This window comes from Planotetraspora phitsanulokensis, assembly GCF_016863295.1.
Lineage (GTDB): Bacteria > Actinomycetota > Actinomycetes > Streptosporangiales > Streptosporangiaceae > Planotetraspora > Planotetraspora phitsanulokensis.
In genome coordinates, this window is record NZ_BOOP01000007.1 from 160120 (window position 1) to 174265 (window position 14146).

A 14146-nucleotide genomic window follows, 5' to 3' on the forward strand; every position below is an offset into this window, starting at 1 on the left:
CGCGCACGCGATGCGGGCGGTGGACGACGAGCTCGCCCGGCTGACCTACGACTCACTCGCCGGGCCCCTGCCCGTCAGGACGGGAGGCGCGACGCGTCTGCTCGCGTACGAATGCGGGGCGACCACCGTCGAGGTGGAGGTCGTGCACGGGGGCGCCGCCTCCACGATCGTGGGACGGCTCGTCCCGCCGCGACCCGCCGAGATCACGATCGAGACGCTCCCCGGAACCGGCGGCCCGGTCGCCGTCACCGCCGACGCCCTCGGCCGCTTCATCTGCGGCGGCGTCACCCGCGGGCCGTTCCGCATCCGGTGCCGCCTGGACGACGCGGTGCTCGTCACCGAGTGGACCGGCGGCTGGTAGCCCGCGCCCCGCGGTGGCGAGGAACGGCACGGTGAGGCCGAGCGTCGCCGCCGACCCGGCGAGCGCCGCACCGATCGACACGCGTTGCGCGAGCAGCCCGAGCGGCGGGCCTCCCGTGAGCTCGCCCGCGGCGTCCGCCTGCGAGAACAGCGAGTACGCCGTCGCACGGCTCGCGGGTTCCGTCAGCCGGGCGAGCCAGGCGGCGCGCGCCGGCTCGGCCGCCGACCGTGCCATGTTCGCCCCGGCCCACGCGAGGACGGCGACCCAGAACTGGCCGGTCAACGCGAACACGGCCGTCGCCACCACGCCCAGCGCCTGCAGGACGGCCAGTGCGCGAGCCGTACGCGCCGGGTCGGTCAGGTCGGTCAGTCTGCGGACCAGTTCGGTGACCGCTGCCGCCCCGGCCATCGCCGCGACGGCCATGACGCCGAACCAGTACGGCGAGGTGCTCCAGGACTGGATGAAGTGGACCTGCCCGAGCCGATCGAAGCCCTCGCTGGCGAAGGCGGCCAACAGGACCGCGACCAGCATGAACCTCATCGGGCGGCTGCGGCGCGCCGTCGCGACCGCACGACCGGCCTGGTCCCGCATCGACCGCAGCGACCCCCGCCACGCGGCGTGCCGCGCCTCCGGGCGGAACTCCAGCTCAGGCATCGCCGCGGCGAGGACGACCCCGAGGACCAGCCATACGGCGGCCCCCACGACGAGAGGGACGTTCAGCCCGAACCCGGCCAGCCAGACCGAGGCCCCGATGCCGGCCACGGTCGCCGCCTGGTCGAGCTGCGCGCCGCGCACGAGAAGCAGGCTCACGCGTCCGGGGCCCACCTCGTCGACGACCCACGCGTCCTGGGCGCCGTCGACGAACGTCCAGCCGACGCCCAGGACGGCGTTGGCCGCGAGAATCGCCCAGAAATGGGGCGCCATCCCTTCGATCAGCACGCCGGTCCCGAACAGCAGGTAGCCGACGACGACCGACTGCTTGCGGCTGCGCAGATCGGCCAGCACCCCGGTCGGCACCTGCGCGAGCAGGCAGACGACCTCCAGCGTCGTGCCGACGAGGACGAGCTGAAGAGGACCGAGACCGGCGACCTGCGCCTGGTACACCAGGTTGAGGGTGAACGCGCAGCTGCCGGCGAAGGCCGTCGACCCGCGAATGATCAAATACGTGACGGAGGCACGCAAAACAGGCTCCAATGGGTGGGAAGGATGACTGCCTTCCGGCGCCCATTCGTTCAGACGACGCCGGAAACCGAATCGCCGTCGCGCACTGTCATCGGTGAGCTCCTCACGTCGCCCGTGTGCGAAAGATAACCGCCCGGCGTGGGCGGCGGCTAGGGTCCCGATCGTGGAGAGGATGCGCAGGATCTCCGTGGTGGGCAACTCCGGGTCGGGCAAGACGACGCTCGCGCGGCGCCTGGCCGAGAAACTCGGCGCGCCGCACGTCGAGCTGGACGCGTGGTACCACCAGCCGGGCTGGGAGCCGCTGCCCGACGACGAGTTCCGCCGCCGGGTGGCCGAGCTCGCCGCGCGCGACACCTGGGTCGTCGACGGCAACTACAGCGCCGTGCGCGATCTGCTCTGGGCCAGGGCCGACACGGTCATCTGGCTCGACCCCCCGCGCAGGGTCGTCATGTGGCAGGTGGTCACCCGCACTCTGCGGAGGGCCGCCACGAAGGCCGAGCTGTGGAACGGCAACAGGGAGCGCTGGCGCAACCTGACCACGCTCGATCCGCACGAGTCCGTCGTGATGTGGGCCTGGACGCGACACCGCGTCTACCAGGACCGGTACGCGCGGGCAGCCGCCTCCGGCGAACACGCCCACCTGCGGTTCGTGCGCCTGCGATCGCGCCGCGACGTCCGGCGCCTCCTGGAGGCTCAGCCGGCCTGCGCCGCCTGCAGCCCCGAGTAGAGGCCGCCGTCGCGGAGCAGGTCCTCGTGTGAGCCGATCTCCGCGATCCGGCCGTCCGCCATCACCACGATCCGGTCCGCACCCCGGATGGTGGACAGGCGGTGCGCGACCACGAAGACGGTACGGCCGGCCACGAGGCGGCCGAGCGCTTCCTGCACCAGCGCCTCGGAATGCGAGTCGAGCGCGGAGGTCGCCTCGTCCAGGATCAGCACCCGGGGGTCGCGGATCAGCGCGCGGGCGATGGCCAGGCGCTGCTTCTGGCCGCCCGACAGCCGGGCGCCCCTCTCGCCGACGACCGTGTCCAGCCCGTCCGGGAGCCGGTCGATGAACTCCAGCGCGTTGGCGTCGCGCAGGGCCAGCCGTACGGTCTCCTCCGGCACGCCGCGCATGCCGTACGTGACGTTCTCCCTGATGCTGCCTTCGAAGAGGATCGACTCCTGGGGCACCACCGACAGGAAACGCCGGTAGGTCCGCAGGTCGAGCGTCTCCATGTCCCTGCCGTCCAGGAGGATCGCGCCCGACGTGGGCCGCAGGAAGCCGATGACGAGGTTGAGCACGGTGGACTTGCCCGCGCCCGACGCGCCCACCAGCGCGACCGTCTCGCCGGGCGTCACAGTGAGGTCGAGTCCCTCGATCGCCGGACGGCCCGGCTCGTAGGAGTACGACACCTCGCGGAACTCGAACCTGCCCGTGACCGCGGAGACCTCCTCCTTGCCCGCGTTCTGCTCGAGGTCGGGCGCCTGCAGCACCTCGCCGACGGAGCGGACCGCCTCGAGTCCCTTGCCGATCACCGGGGTGAGGCTCATCAGGGTGGTGACCGCCGTGGTGAGCGTGGCGAAGAAGGTGCTGAGCATGACCACGTCGCCCGGGGTGATCGCCAGCACGCCGTAATAGGCGATCAGCGCCGACCCGGCGAGGAAGCCGACCCCCAGCACGTTGAGGATGATCCAGGCGAGTGAGCCGAACCTGCCGTTGATCAGGTCGAGACGCAGGCCGGTGCGCAGCACCTTGCTCAGGGTGCGGTCGACCCGGCGCAGCGCGTCCTGCTCCAGGCCGTGCGCCCGGGTGATCGGGATGAGCGTGGTCATCTCGCTCACGCGTGAGGAGAGCCGCTCCACCTCCTGGCGGAAGCTCTCGTTGTCGGACCGCATCCGGCCGCGCATGCGCATGACGAGGAACGAGGCCGCCGGGACGACGAGAAGGAAGACCGGCAGCGCGAGGGGCACCTTGAACGCGATCACCCCCAGGCCGCCGGTGAGCATGGCGAGCGCGCTCAGCCCGCCGTCACTCGCCTGCTGCGCCATCTGCTCGACGACCTCGACGTCGCGGATGACCTTGGTCTGCAGCACTCCGGCGCTGACCCTGGAGTGATAGCCGATCGACAGGTCCTGCATGCGACGGCACAGCGCCGACCGGACCCGTGTGCCCATCCGGCGGATGGCGCCGTGCATCGTGCGGACGTAGAGCAGGTGCCCGGGATAGTTGAGGACGAGCAGGAACAGCAGCGCGCCCGTGGTGAGCCACAACTCCGCGACCGGCCGATGCGCCACCAGCACGTCGATGACGTTGGCGGTGATCAGGGGAAGCGTCCAGGTCGGGCTGTGCTTCACCATGAACGCGACGACGGCGACGGCGATGCCCCGGCGGTCCTCGGTGAACAGGTAGGCCAGGGTCCGGACCGGATGCTCCCCGCGGTAACGATGATCCAGAGCCGTCATGCCCACCCCTCTGTCGATCCCCGAAGATCCTGACATCACCCGGTTAACGGGATATTTCGGGACATTGTGATGATCACCTCACCAGCGGCCCTTGTGGCGGGAGACCCGGGCGGACTTGAATCCCCGGCGCCGCGCGAGGAGCATCACAATTGCGGATCGCATATTTCATATTTCTCTGGTAGGAATCAAGGGTTAGAGGAAAACGATCGGCCACTGCCCGGAAGGTGACGTCATGGCCGCACCTGCGGAAACTCCCGTATACGCGACTCCGGTGGACATCGAGACCTACGGTCCGTACGGCCCGGGGCGGATCGACACCTCCTCGGGATGGAACCGCCCGCGCTACCCCTTCCAGGACCGGATCACCGCCGACGGGTCGAGCGGATTCCCGGCCGTGCCGGGCCGCTACCACCTCTATGTCGGGTGGTTCTGCCCGTGGGCGCAGCGCACGGCGATCGTCCGCTCGCTCAAGGGCCTCGACGAGGTCGTCTCCCTCTCCTACGTCGACGACGAGCGGGACGCGCGCGGATGGGCGTTCCGGGAGCGGCGCGGGGCCGACCCGGTGAACGGGTTCCTGTTCCTCCAGCAGGCCTACGACGCGACCGAGCCGGGTTATCCGGGCCACCTGTCGGTGCCGGTGCTCTGGGACCGCACGACCGGCAGGATCGTCAGCAACAACTTCCCGGACATCACCATCGACCTCGGCACCCAGTTCGAGGAGTGGGGCGACCCCGGTGTCCGGCTCTACCCGGAGGAGCTGCGGCCGCAGATCGACGCGCTGAACGAGGAGATCTACCGGAAGGTCAACAACGGCACCTACCGGGTCGCCGGGGCGACCACCCAGGAGGACTACGAGGAGTTGCGCCGCACGCTGATCGCGACTCTGGACGAGCTCGACGCCCGGCTGGCGGACCGCAGGTTCCTGTTCGGGGACCACATCACCGAGTCCGACGTCCGGCTGTGGGTGACGCTCGCCCGGTTCGACCTCGGGTACAACGCGCTCGGCAAGATCAGTGAGCGCCCGCTGACGGCCTTCCCCCACCTGTGGGCCTACGCCCGCGACCTCTATCAGCACGACGCGTTCCGGACCACCACCGACTTCGACTCCTTCCACTTCACGGGGGCCTCGTTCCTCAACGACGGCCCGGTCCGCATCGAGGTGGAGCCGCGAGAGGCCGACTGGGAGGCTCCGCACGGCCGCGAGAAACTCGGCGGCTGAGCCGCGCACGGCCGGACACCCGCTCGCGTTCCCGGCGGAGCGGGTGGCCGGACCGGCCCCCGCAGCTCGGCCCGGCGGGCGAAGGGACACACCAAGCCAGGCCTGCACCTCAGTCGTCGGCCCACTGCCGCTCCGCGGCGGGTCAACGGCCCATGCGTCATCCCTTCGACGACTCGTCTTCGGCCGCGAGGAGCTTCACCATCAAGGCGATGAACTGACGCCGCTGCGCCTTTGTCAGAGGTTTCAGAACTTGCTCCTGAACACCGTCGATGACGTTGTCGAGTTCCAGGAGTTGTTCGACTCCAGCCGGGGTGATCGTGACGATGTTACGACGCCTGTGCTCGGGGTCGACAGACCGCTCGACGAGCCGAAGTGACTCGAGCTCCGACAGCGCCGCCGTGACGTCACTGCGATCGATCCCGGTCCCGCGGCCCAGGTCAGCCTGGCTCGAGGGCCCCCACTCGTCGAGCGCGGCCAAGAGGCGGTAGTGGTAACTGCGAAGGCCGCGGCCGTATGACTCGAACCCCGCGGCGAGGAGACTCGACGAGCGCGCGAAGGTCCGGCTTATGAGCCAGGTCGGACGATCCTTGACGCGGGCGGGAGTACGGCTTGGCGGGTGATCCATCGACATGGACAGAGACTACCAATTGTTGGCGCGACCAACGTTTGCTATGTTGGTCGCGCCAACATTTCTTCATCGAGGAGCCCGGTCATGGACGAACCGACCACCAGCGGACCCGAACGGATTCTGGTCATCGGCAGAAGCCCAAGCGTGATCCTTGACGCCGCCGGCATCCTGCGAAGCAAGGGCTTCCAGGCAGATGCAACAAACCAGTTCGATGAGGTGCTGACGGAGTACGACACCACGAACATCGATATCGTCGTCTTCGGTGGCATGGTTCCGCCTGACACCAAGCGCCACCTCAGAGACGAGATCTCCAAGGTCAACGGCCACGTCACCTTCGTACAGGGACTCGCCGGCATCGCGGGCCTCATCGCCGCCCAGGTTGAGGGCGTCACGTCGACCGCCGGAGACGACAACGGCGTGGCATATGACACGACGAAGAGAACGGTGCAGCTGACCCTGCGGGGACCGGCCCAGGTGGTCGTCGAGGCTTGGTGGGCCACCTCGTTCACGCCGCCCGAGCCGACGAGCACCTCACTGCGTGTGATCGATTCCCACTTCGATTCTGGGGAGTACTTCATTCCGCTCCCCGCCGAGGTTCCGCCCGTGGCGTCGTTCCTCACCGTGTCCGTCGGGCCGGCCGTCCGCGCGTTCACGGTCGGCGCGATGCCAGAGGCAGTAATGCGCATGGTTCCAACCGGCGACCCGACCCAGCGCCCCGCGCTCCCTCCCGTCCGAGCGGTGGCGACCCACGGCGACAACTGACAAGCCGGGCACCACAGCAGTATGTCGACCGGAGTCTTGACGTCGAGACTTCGCGCCGGATGCGTGCCAGATTGAACGGCGATCAGTGGGGTCTCACGAGGACTCACGGTCCACGGCTGAGGTGCACACCCATTTCCCAGCTCACAGGGGGTAGATCAGTAGCGGCTTCCCAAGGTGCCAGTGCGGGTTGGATTCCCGTCACCGCTCGCTGTCCATCGAGCTGAGGATGACGTCGGCGTAGCGGTTGCCGGCCGCCGAGCCGTAGGGAACGGCGCTCTCGATGCGGGCAAGCGTTTCCGGGGCCAGCGTCAGCGAAAGCGCGCTGAGCGACTCGGCGAGCCGGTCGCGACGGCGTGCGCCCACCAGAGGCACGATGTCGTCGCCGCGCGAGGCGACCCAGGCGACGGCGACCTGGGCGACCGTGACGCCCATGTCGTCGGCCACCTCCCGCAGCGCCTCGATCAGCCTGAGGTTGGCCTGGAGGTTCTCACCCTGGAACCGGGGGCTCGTCGCGCGGAAGTCGTACGCGGGGAGCTCACGATCGGGCGCCCAGTGCCCTGACAGCAGACCCCGGGAGAGCACGCCGTAGGCGGTGACGCCGATGCCGAGTTCCCTGGCCGTCGGCAGGATCTCGGCCTCGATCCCACGGGACACCAGCGAGTACTCGATCTGCAGGTCGCTGATCGGGTGGACCGCGGCCGCACGGCGGAGCGTCTGCGCGCCCACCTCCGACAGGCCGATGTGCCTGACCAGGCCGGCCTCCACCATCTCCTTGATCGCGCCGATGGTCTCCTCGACGGGGATCTGCGGGTTGACCCGCGTCGGGCGGTAGATGTCGACGTAGTCGGTGTTCAGCCGCCGGAGCGTGAAGGCCAGCCGGTCCTTCACCGCCACGGCGCTCACGTCGGTGCCACCCTGCCCCCAGCCGCCGGACGGATCACGCCTCTGGCCGAACTTGACGCTGATCGTCACGTCCTCACGCCGGTACGGCTTGATCGCCTCTCTGATCAGCATCTCGTTGTGGCCGGAGCCGTAGAAGTCGGCCGTGTCGATCAGCGTGATCCCGGCGTCGATCGCGGCGTGGATCGTGGCGATGCTCTCCGCTTCGTCGGCCGGGCCGTAAAGGTCGGACATGCCCATCGCGCCGAGGCCGAGCGCGGAGACCACCGGGCCGGTCGCGCCGAGCTTGCGAGTCTCCATGGGGAAGACCTCACCCTTCGTCAGTCAACCGGGCGCCTCCGCGCCCGGGCCGTCCGCTGAGCGCGGATGACATCCCGATGATGGGACCCCCGCCGGGAGAGCGGCAGGGCTCGTTCATCCAGGGAGAGGCTCTCCCTGGATGAGAAGGCCGGCCGGGCGGCTCGTGCGACATCGGCACTGTCCAGGTCGCCTTACATTGGACGCGTGGACCGGCCGCAACTCGCGGATTTCCTCCGCCGCCGACGCGAATCCCTCCATCCCCGTGAGCTGGGCCTGGCCATGGGGACGCGCCGCCGTACCCCGGGGCTGCGCCGCGAGGAGGTCGCGATCCTGGTCGGCATGTCCGTCGACTCCTACAGCAGGCTGGAGCAGCAGCGCGGTTCCCAGCCCTCGGAGCAGATGGTGTCCGCGATCGCCCGGGGCCTTCGCCTCGACCCGGACGAGCGCGATCATCTCTACCGCCTGGCCGGCTACAACGCGCCGTTCCGGCAGGCGTCCTCCACGCCGGTCCGCGACGCGACGCTGCGCCTCCTCGACCGGCTCCACGACACCCCCGCGCAGGTCGTGACCGACCTCACGGAGATCCCCGCGCAGAACCGGATGGCGCGGGCGCTGCTGGGCGACCAGACGGACTTCACCGGCTTCGCCCGGAGCTTCCTGTGGCGCTGGTTCACCGACCCCGCCGCCCGCCGGATCTACCCCGCCGAGGAGCACGACCACCACAGCCGCGTCCAGGTCGCCGAGTTCCGGGCCGGGCTGGCCCGCCGGGGAGCCGACCCGTACGCCGAGGACCTCGTCGAGCGGCTCCGCCACGAGAGCAGCGAGTTCGCCGACCTGTGGGACCGGCACGAGGTCACTGTGCGCAGGCTCGACACCAAGCGGATCGTGCACCCCGAGCTGGGCCTCATCGAGCTCGAGTGCCAGACCTTCGCGAGCGAGAGCGAGGCCCTGCGGCTCCTGGTGTTCACCGCCGTCGACGGCAGCCAGGCGGCCGAGCAGTTGCGGGTGCTCGCCGAACGCCTGGCCGCGCAACCCATGTGAACGGGCACCCGCCGGCTCAGGCGGCCGCCGCGGCGACCGCCTCCTCCTTCTTCGGGCGCGGGCGGTAGGAGACCCACAGCGCCCCGCCGTACATGGCGATGCCGAGCAGGACCATGAAGACGACCACCGGCCATGCCCACGGGTCGGGTACGTGGAGGGCGAGGAACCAGCTCTTCTCCGTCGTGCCGTTGGCCTTCTGGACCCCGGCCACGATGCCTTGCGGGAAGAGCGGGATCGCGCCGAGCGACCAGCCGACGGTCGCGATGATCTGGTCGCGCTTCGGCAGGTCGTCGAACTTCTTCCATCTGCCCGACTGCGACTCCGGCCGTTTGCCCGTGCGCATCATCTGCAGCAACTCGGGGCCGTGGGATCGCAGCCTGCTCTCGGCCAGCGCGCCCAACCCCCACACGCACAGCGCCCCGGTCACGAGCCCCACCACGACCCCCGGCCAGCCGTAGGAGGAGGCGACCAGTCCGGCGGGCACGCCGGTGAGCCCGCCCAGCCCGATCACGGCGTAGGCGAGGCCGGTCAGCGAGCCGTCGTCCTCGGAGGAGCGCAGCGGATTGCCGCCCCGTCGGTGCGGATCGATGCCGGGCACGAGCGCGTAGACCGAGATCAGCGGGACGATGCCCGCCGCGCCGCCGAGCAGGGCGGCTGTCAGGGCGAGCGGCAGCGGCCACGGGCCGCCTGTGATCGCGGCGCCGGCGACCGTCAGCGCCAGGCCCACCGGGCCGACGGTCAGCAGCCACGCCCACTGCCTGCCCCGGACCTCGGAGGCCCCCGGCGTCATCAGGGTGAGCCACAGGACCGTGCCGTCCGTGCCGTACAGGTTGGCCGACATCGCGCCCGCCATGAGGACGAAGACCGCGCCCGTGTACGGCAGCAGGCCGTTCATGCCCATGAAGAGCATGCACGAGGTGAAGAAGACGGCATAGGCCAGGGCGAAAGTGAGCTGGTGGTTGCGCACCAGGTCGCGGGTCCAGGTGCGCAGCTCCTTGGCCACAACGGCGCCCTGCGGGGATGCGGCCGTCATCGGCCGCCTGCCGCGGACGGACGGGCGGGCCGCGGAGGTGCGCCGCGTGAGCAGCGCCGCCCACGCGCCCAGCAGCAGCACGATCAGGAGGCACATCGCGGCGAGCGCGGCCGCCGCGCGCGGCCACTGCCCTTGCGCGGCCGCCTCCACGGCCGCTAGGCCCCAGCCCGACGGCAGGTACCGCAGGATGGCCGACGCCGTGGGCGGAATCCCGCCCACCTGCTGGAAGGCGACGAAGAAGACCCACCCCTGACCGAGCGCGGCGAGAATCACGCCGTTGCTGAGCCCCGCTGCGATCGCGCCGACCCGCGACCGCAGCGCCAGCCCCATAACAGCGGTCGCGACGCGGGACAGCAGGACGAAGACCACCAGCGACAGCAGCACTGCCGGGAGCGCGATCAGCACCGGGACCGCCGAGCCGACGCGCACGCCGAAGACCACCAGTGCGGCCAGGGCCACCAGGCTGACCGCCGGGGCGACTCCGATGAAGGACGCGGTGAGCAGCCCGAAGGCGAGGCGCCGGGGCCGCAGCCCGACAAGGGTGAAGTATTCGGGGCGCAGGGTCTCGTCGCCGCCTCCGATGAAGACCGGCCCGAAGATCCAGCCGAGCATCCAGACCGCGTACGCGGCGGCCAGCAGGTCTCCGGTGTGCCACCCCGTGACCGAGCCCGCGTCCGGATCGCCGACGAATGCGACGGCGATGGTGCCACCGGCCAGGATGAGGCCGAGCACGGCTCCTGCGACGACGAGGCCGGCCTTCTGGCTGTTCATCGAGTTGCGCAGGACGGCCACCTTCATGGCCGCCATGGTCAGCGCGACAACCATGTCAGCTCCTTCGCCCCCGCGCCGGACGCGCCGACGAGCTCGACGAAGGCGTCCTCGAGCGAGCCGGAACCCCGGACCTCCTCCAGCGTGCCGGCGGCGGCGACCCGCCCCTCGTCGATGACCCCGACGTGGTCGCAGAGCTGTTCGACGAGCGCCATGACGTGGCTGGACAACACGACCGATCCCCCGCCGGCGACGAAACCACGGAGGATCCCCTTGATCGTCGTCGCGGAGACGGGGTCGACGGCCTCGAAGGGCTCGTCCAGCACCAGCAGCCGCGGCGCGTGCAGCAGCGCGGTCGCCAGCCCGATCTTCTTGCGCATCCCGGTGGAGTACTCGATCACCAGGGTGTTCTCCGCCGAGTCGAGCTCGAGGACCTCCAGCAGCTCGCCCGCCCGCTCCGCCACCACATCCTTGGACAGGCCGCGCAGCAGGCCCAGGTAGGTCAAAACCTCCCGCCCCGTCAGGCGTTCCGGCATGGCCAGGCCGTCGGGGAGCACGCCCACGAGCGCCTTCGCCGTGTCCGGGTCGGACCAGACGTCGGCCCCGAAGATCCGGGCACCGCCGCTGTCGGGCCTGAGCAGGCCGACGGCCATGGCCAGGGTGGTGGTCTTGCCGGCTCCGTTCTGGCCGACCAGCCCGTAGAAGGAGCCCTGGGGGACGGTCAGGTCGACGTGATCGACCGCGACCTTCTCTCCGAAGGCCTTGGACAGGCCGGCTATCTCGAGCGCTGCGGTCATGACGATCTCCCGGTCGCGGGGGGGATGGGCCGTTTCGCGTGCGAGGGGTCCAGAAAGCGGACCGAGGAGATTCGATCATGAGAACCGTTGCCACGTCGAGGAAAAAGACCGAATCGTGGCCTCGGGATTAGGGGCGGGCCCCGGCCGTCCGCTGCGGAACGGCCGGGGCCGGGGAGATCAGGCCGGATACACCTCGAACTCCGAGAACTGCGCCGCCGCCCACCCGGTGTTGCCGGTGACGTTCAGCCGGACGTACCGCGCGGAGGTCTGCGCGAAGGTGATCGTCACCGTGTTGCCCGTCGCGGGGTTGAACGTGTAGCCCGCGGACCCCGCGATCGTGGAGAACGACGAGCCGTTCGTGCTGCCCTGGACGGACAACGTCTGCGTCCGCGTCTGCCACGCCGACTGCGGCGGCAGCTTCAGCACGACCCGCCCGATCGACGCCGCCGCACCCAGGTCGACCTGCACCCACTGCGGGAACGCGTTGTTGGCGCTTTCCCAGTAACTGTTCGCGTCGCCGTCGACCACGTTCGCCGAGCCGTAGTTCTGCGTGTGGCTGCTCTCCGAGGTCGCCTTGCCGCGGGCCAGGTTGGTGTTCGCCTGCGCGTCCGTGGTCACGTTGACGGTGTTGGAGGCGGGCGAGGTGTTGCCCGCGGCGTCCTGCGCGGTCACGGTGAAGCTGTAGGCCGTGCCCGCCGTCAGTCCCGTGACGGTGGCGGACGTGCCGGTGGCGGTGGCCACGACCGCGCCGCCTCTGCGCACCTGGTAGCCGGTCACGGCCTTGTCGTCCGTCGAGGCCGACCATGACAACGAGACGCTGGTGGCCGTCTTGCCCGTCACCGTGAGGTTGCCGGGCGCGGTGGGCGCCTGCGTGTCGGAGTCCCCGGCCGTCGTGCCGTACACCTCGAGCTCGGACAGCTGCGCCGCGGACCAGCCGGTGTTGGCGGTGATGTTGACGCGGACGTAGCGTGCGGAGGTCTGCGCGAAGGTGATCGTCACCGTGTTGCCCGTCGCCGGGTTGAACGTGTAACCCGCCGGCCCCGCGAGCGTGGAGAACGACGACCCGTTCGCGCTCCCCTGCACCGACAACGTCTGCGTCCGCGTCTGCCACGCCGACTGCGGCGGCAGCTTCAGCACGACCCGGCCGATCGACGCCGCCGCACCCAGGTCGACCTGCACCCACTGCGGGAACGCGTTGTTCGGGCCCTCCCAGTAACTGTTCGCGTCACCGTCGACCACGTTCGCCGAGCCGAAGTTCTGGTTGTGGCCGCTCTCCGCCGTCGCCTTGCCGCGAGCCAGGTTGGTGTCCCCTCCGCCGCCTCCGACCACCGGGGGCGTGGGCCGGACCGGGGTGAGCGGGATCTGCCCCTTCAGCATCCGGCCGCCGTCGCCGGTGAGCCTGAGGTAGTAGTCCGAGGAGCAGACCGTGCCGTCCTCGTCGAGACCCAGGAAACCGGAGTTGACCGGGATCATCGACTGGTTCTCCGCCGTCTTGGCGATCTGGTTGCCCTCGTTGAACTCGTCGAACATCGAGATGTAGATGCCCTGGGCGCCCACCCTGACCATGTTGTAGAACTGGCGCCACATGAAGTCGCCGTGCGCGCGATGCCGCGCCGTCACCTCTCCCGGCATCACACAGGGCTGGTAGTCGATGCCGCGGGCGTTGCAGTACGCCTGGTCGGGTGCGTTGAGGTCGTTGTAGAACCTGTCGGAGTCCGCCGCCGTGCTGATCCGTCCCACCATCCACGGCGAGAGCATGTTGTAGGCGTTGAACACCTCGATGAAGCCGGGCCGGCAGTCGTTGATCCCGGCTCGCCAGTAGGTCGGCACCCCGCCCATCACGTAGCAGCCCTGGCTCTTGAACCAGTTGACCACGTCGAGGCACGCGGCAGCGTCCGACGGGTGCTTGGCCTCGTTGAACCCGAACCCCCAGATGCCGACGACGGGCTTGCCGTTCTGCCTGGCGTACGCGGAGGAGGCCACCATTGCCGACATCTTGTTCGTCCAGTCGGCCTTGATCTCGGGCTGGAAGTTCGTCCAGCCCGAGACGTCGTACATGATGTAGAACTTGCGGCCGTTCGCCTCGGCCGCGCCTCGGACCTTGACGGCCATCGCGTCGCGGGTCGCGCCCTCGCCGCCGTTCGGGTTGAAGCGCTGGAGCGCGGCGGTGTCGCAGTTGTTCTCCCGCATCCACCGGAAGTGCGTGTCGACGGTCTGCTGGTCGTACGACGAGAACAACGTCGCGGGTTGCCCGTTGCCGAGGTTGCCGTATGCGGTCGGGTAGGCATGCGTGAACTCCCGCATGTCCGGCCACGCGACGATGGTGGTGTTGCCCGGCGAGGGCGGCTGGGAGCCGTTCTGGCTCCAGTGCCACCAGGTGTTGATGGGGGCGCCGTCACCCGGGCAGGCGAACCAGCCCTGGTAGCCGACGGTGATCTTCCCGACCACGTCCCCGACGGGACTCGCGGCGTTCGCCGCGCTGGTCATCGCGGAGATCAGTTCGGTACCCGACACCGCGGCGATGGCGGATCCCGGCACCACCGAGGTGATGAACGTCCGACGGGAGACTGCCACGTGCTTTCCTTTCGTCCGGAACGGCGGTCATGCCTCACCTCCTCTGCAGGCCGTCCGGGGACGCTCCGGGGGCTCGGGTCGGCGGGTCGGCACGCGGCGGCGCTCGCCGTACCCCCGGAGCGAGAGCAACCGCTTT

At 70.0% G+C, this 14146-nt stretch carries 11 protein-coding genes; 4 read left to right on the forward strand and 7 right to left on the reverse strand.

The annotated features are described in order from the left end of the window. Positions 1-52 precede the first annotated feature (52 nt). The gene (locus Pph01_RS09750) at positions 53-1543 is read right to left on the reverse strand and encodes an MFS transporter (RefSeq protein WP_204072675.1); all 1491 of its coding nucleotides are present in this window, start codon (positions 1541-1543) and stop codon (positions 53-55) included. A 172-nt stretch (positions 1544-1715) separates the two neighbouring features. On the opposite strand from Pph01_RS09750, the gene Pph01_RS09755 reads away from it, so the two are divergent. Then, complete coding sequence (locus tag Pph01_RS09755; RefSeq protein ID WP_239116559.1) at positions 1716-2270, forward strand: AAA family ATPase; 555 nt, start codon at positions 1716-1718, stop codon at positions 2268-2270. Here Pph01_RS09755 and Pph01_RS09760 read toward each other — a convergent pair. After that, a complete protein-coding gene (locus Pph01_RS09760; RefSeq protein ID WP_239116554.1) occupies positions 2237-3988 on the reverse strand; it encodes an ABC transporter ATP-binding protein in 1752 nt (583 codons plus the stop codon). The genes Pph01_RS09755 and Pph01_RS09760 overlap by 34 nt on opposite strands. A gap of 232 nt (positions 3989-4220) precedes the next feature. Here Pph01_RS09760 and Pph01_RS09765 point away from each other — a divergent pair, with 232 nt between their 5' ends. Beyond that, entirely contained in the window at positions 4221-5207 is a 987-nt protein-coding gene (locus tag Pph01_RS09765) for a glutathione S-transferase C-terminal domain-containing protein (RefSeq protein ID WP_204072677.1), read from the forward strand. A gap of 157 nt (positions 5208-5364) precedes the next feature. Here the strand turns inward: Pph01_RS09765 and Pph01_RS09770 are convergent, their stop codons facing one another. After that, complete coding sequence (locus Pph01_RS09770; RefSeq protein ID WP_204072678.1) at positions 5365-5838, reverse strand: MarR family winged helix-turn-helix transcriptional regulator; 474 nt, start codon at positions 5836-5838, stop codon at positions 5365-5367. An 81-nt stretch (positions 5839-5919) separates the two neighbouring features. Between Pph01_RS09770 and Pph01_RS09775 the strand changes: the two genes are divergently transcribed. Further along, a complete protein-coding gene (locus Pph01_RS09775; protein WP_204072679.1) occupies positions 5920-6597 on the forward strand; it encodes a hypothetical protein in 678 nt (225 codons plus the stop codon). 198 nt (positions 6598-6795) lie between these two features. Here Pph01_RS09775 and Pph01_RS09780 read toward each other — a convergent pair whose 3' ends face one another. Then, positions 6796-7797 carry an aldo/keto reductase gene (locus Pph01_RS09780; protein ID WP_204072680.1) on the reverse strand — a complete coding sequence of 334 codons (1002 nt, stop codon included), beginning with the start codon at positions 7795-7797 and terminating at the stop codon, positions 6796-6798. Positions 7798-8001: 204 nt separating this feature from the next. Between Pph01_RS09780 and Pph01_RS09785 the strand changes: the two genes are divergently transcribed. Next, a complete protein-coding gene (locus tag Pph01_RS09785; protein WP_204072681.1) occupies positions 8002-8838 on the forward strand; it encodes a helix-turn-helix transcriptional regulator in 837 nt (278 codons plus the stop codon). A gap of 16 nt (positions 8839-8854) precedes the next feature. On the opposite strand, the gene Pph01_RS09790 is transcribed toward Pph01_RS09785, so the two are convergent. From Pph01_RS09790 to Pph01_RS09800, 3 genes are all read right to left on the reverse strand, one after another. Further along, positions 8855-10696: a hypothetical protein gene (locus tag Pph01_RS09790; RefSeq protein ID WP_204072682.1), complete on the reverse strand. Its 1842-nt coding sequence runs from the start codon at positions 10694-10696 to the stop codon at positions 8855-8857. Next, complete coding sequence (locus Pph01_RS09795) at positions 10681-11436, reverse strand: ABC transporter ATP-binding protein (RefSeq protein ID WP_204072683.1); 756 nt, start codon at positions 11434-11436, stop codon at positions 10681-10683. Before Pph01_RS09795 ends, Pph01_RS09790 begins: the two co-directional genes overlap by 16 nt. A 177-nt stretch (positions 11437-11613) precedes the next feature. After that, positions 11614-14010, reverse strand: a complete 2397-nt coding sequence (locus tag Pph01_RS09800; RefSeq protein WP_204072684.1) for a galactose-binding domain-containing protein — start codon at positions 14008-14010, stop codon at positions 11614-11616. Between the last annotated feature and the right edge of the window lie 136 nt (positions 14011-14146).

Coding starts and splice junctions, on each gene's coding strand:
- Pph01_RS09755 (WP_239116559.1), top strand. CDS start 1,716: ATGCGCAGGATCTCCGTGGTGGGCAACTCCGGGTCGGGCAAGACGACG.
- Pph01_RS09760 (WP_239116554.1), bottom strand. CDS start 3,988: ATGACGGCTCTGGATCATCGTTACCGCGGGGAGCATCCGGTCCGGACC.
- Pph01_RS09765 (WP_204072677.1), top strand. CDS start 4,221: ATGGCCGCACCTGCGGAAACTCCCGTATACGCGACTCCGGTGGACATC.
- Pph01_RS09770 (WP_204072678.1), bottom strand. CDS start 5,838: ATGTCGATGGATCACCCGCCAAGCCGTACTCCCGCCCGCGTCAAGGAT.
- Pph01_RS09775 (WP_204072679.1), top strand. CDS start 5,920: ATGGACGAACCGACCACCAGCGGACCCGAACGGATTCTGGTCATCGGC.
- Pph01_RS09780 (WP_204072680.1), bottom strand. CDS start 7,797: ATGGAGACTCGCAAGCTCGGCGCGACCGGCCCGGTGGTCTCCGCGCTC.
- Pph01_RS09790 (WP_204072682.1), bottom strand. CDS start 10,696: ATGGTTGTCGCGCTGACCATGGCGGCCATGAAGGTGGCCGTCCTGCGC.
- Pph01_RS09795 (WP_204072683.1), bottom strand. CDS start 11,436: ATGACCGCAGCGCTCGAGATAGCCGGCCTGTCCAAGGCCTTCGGAGAG.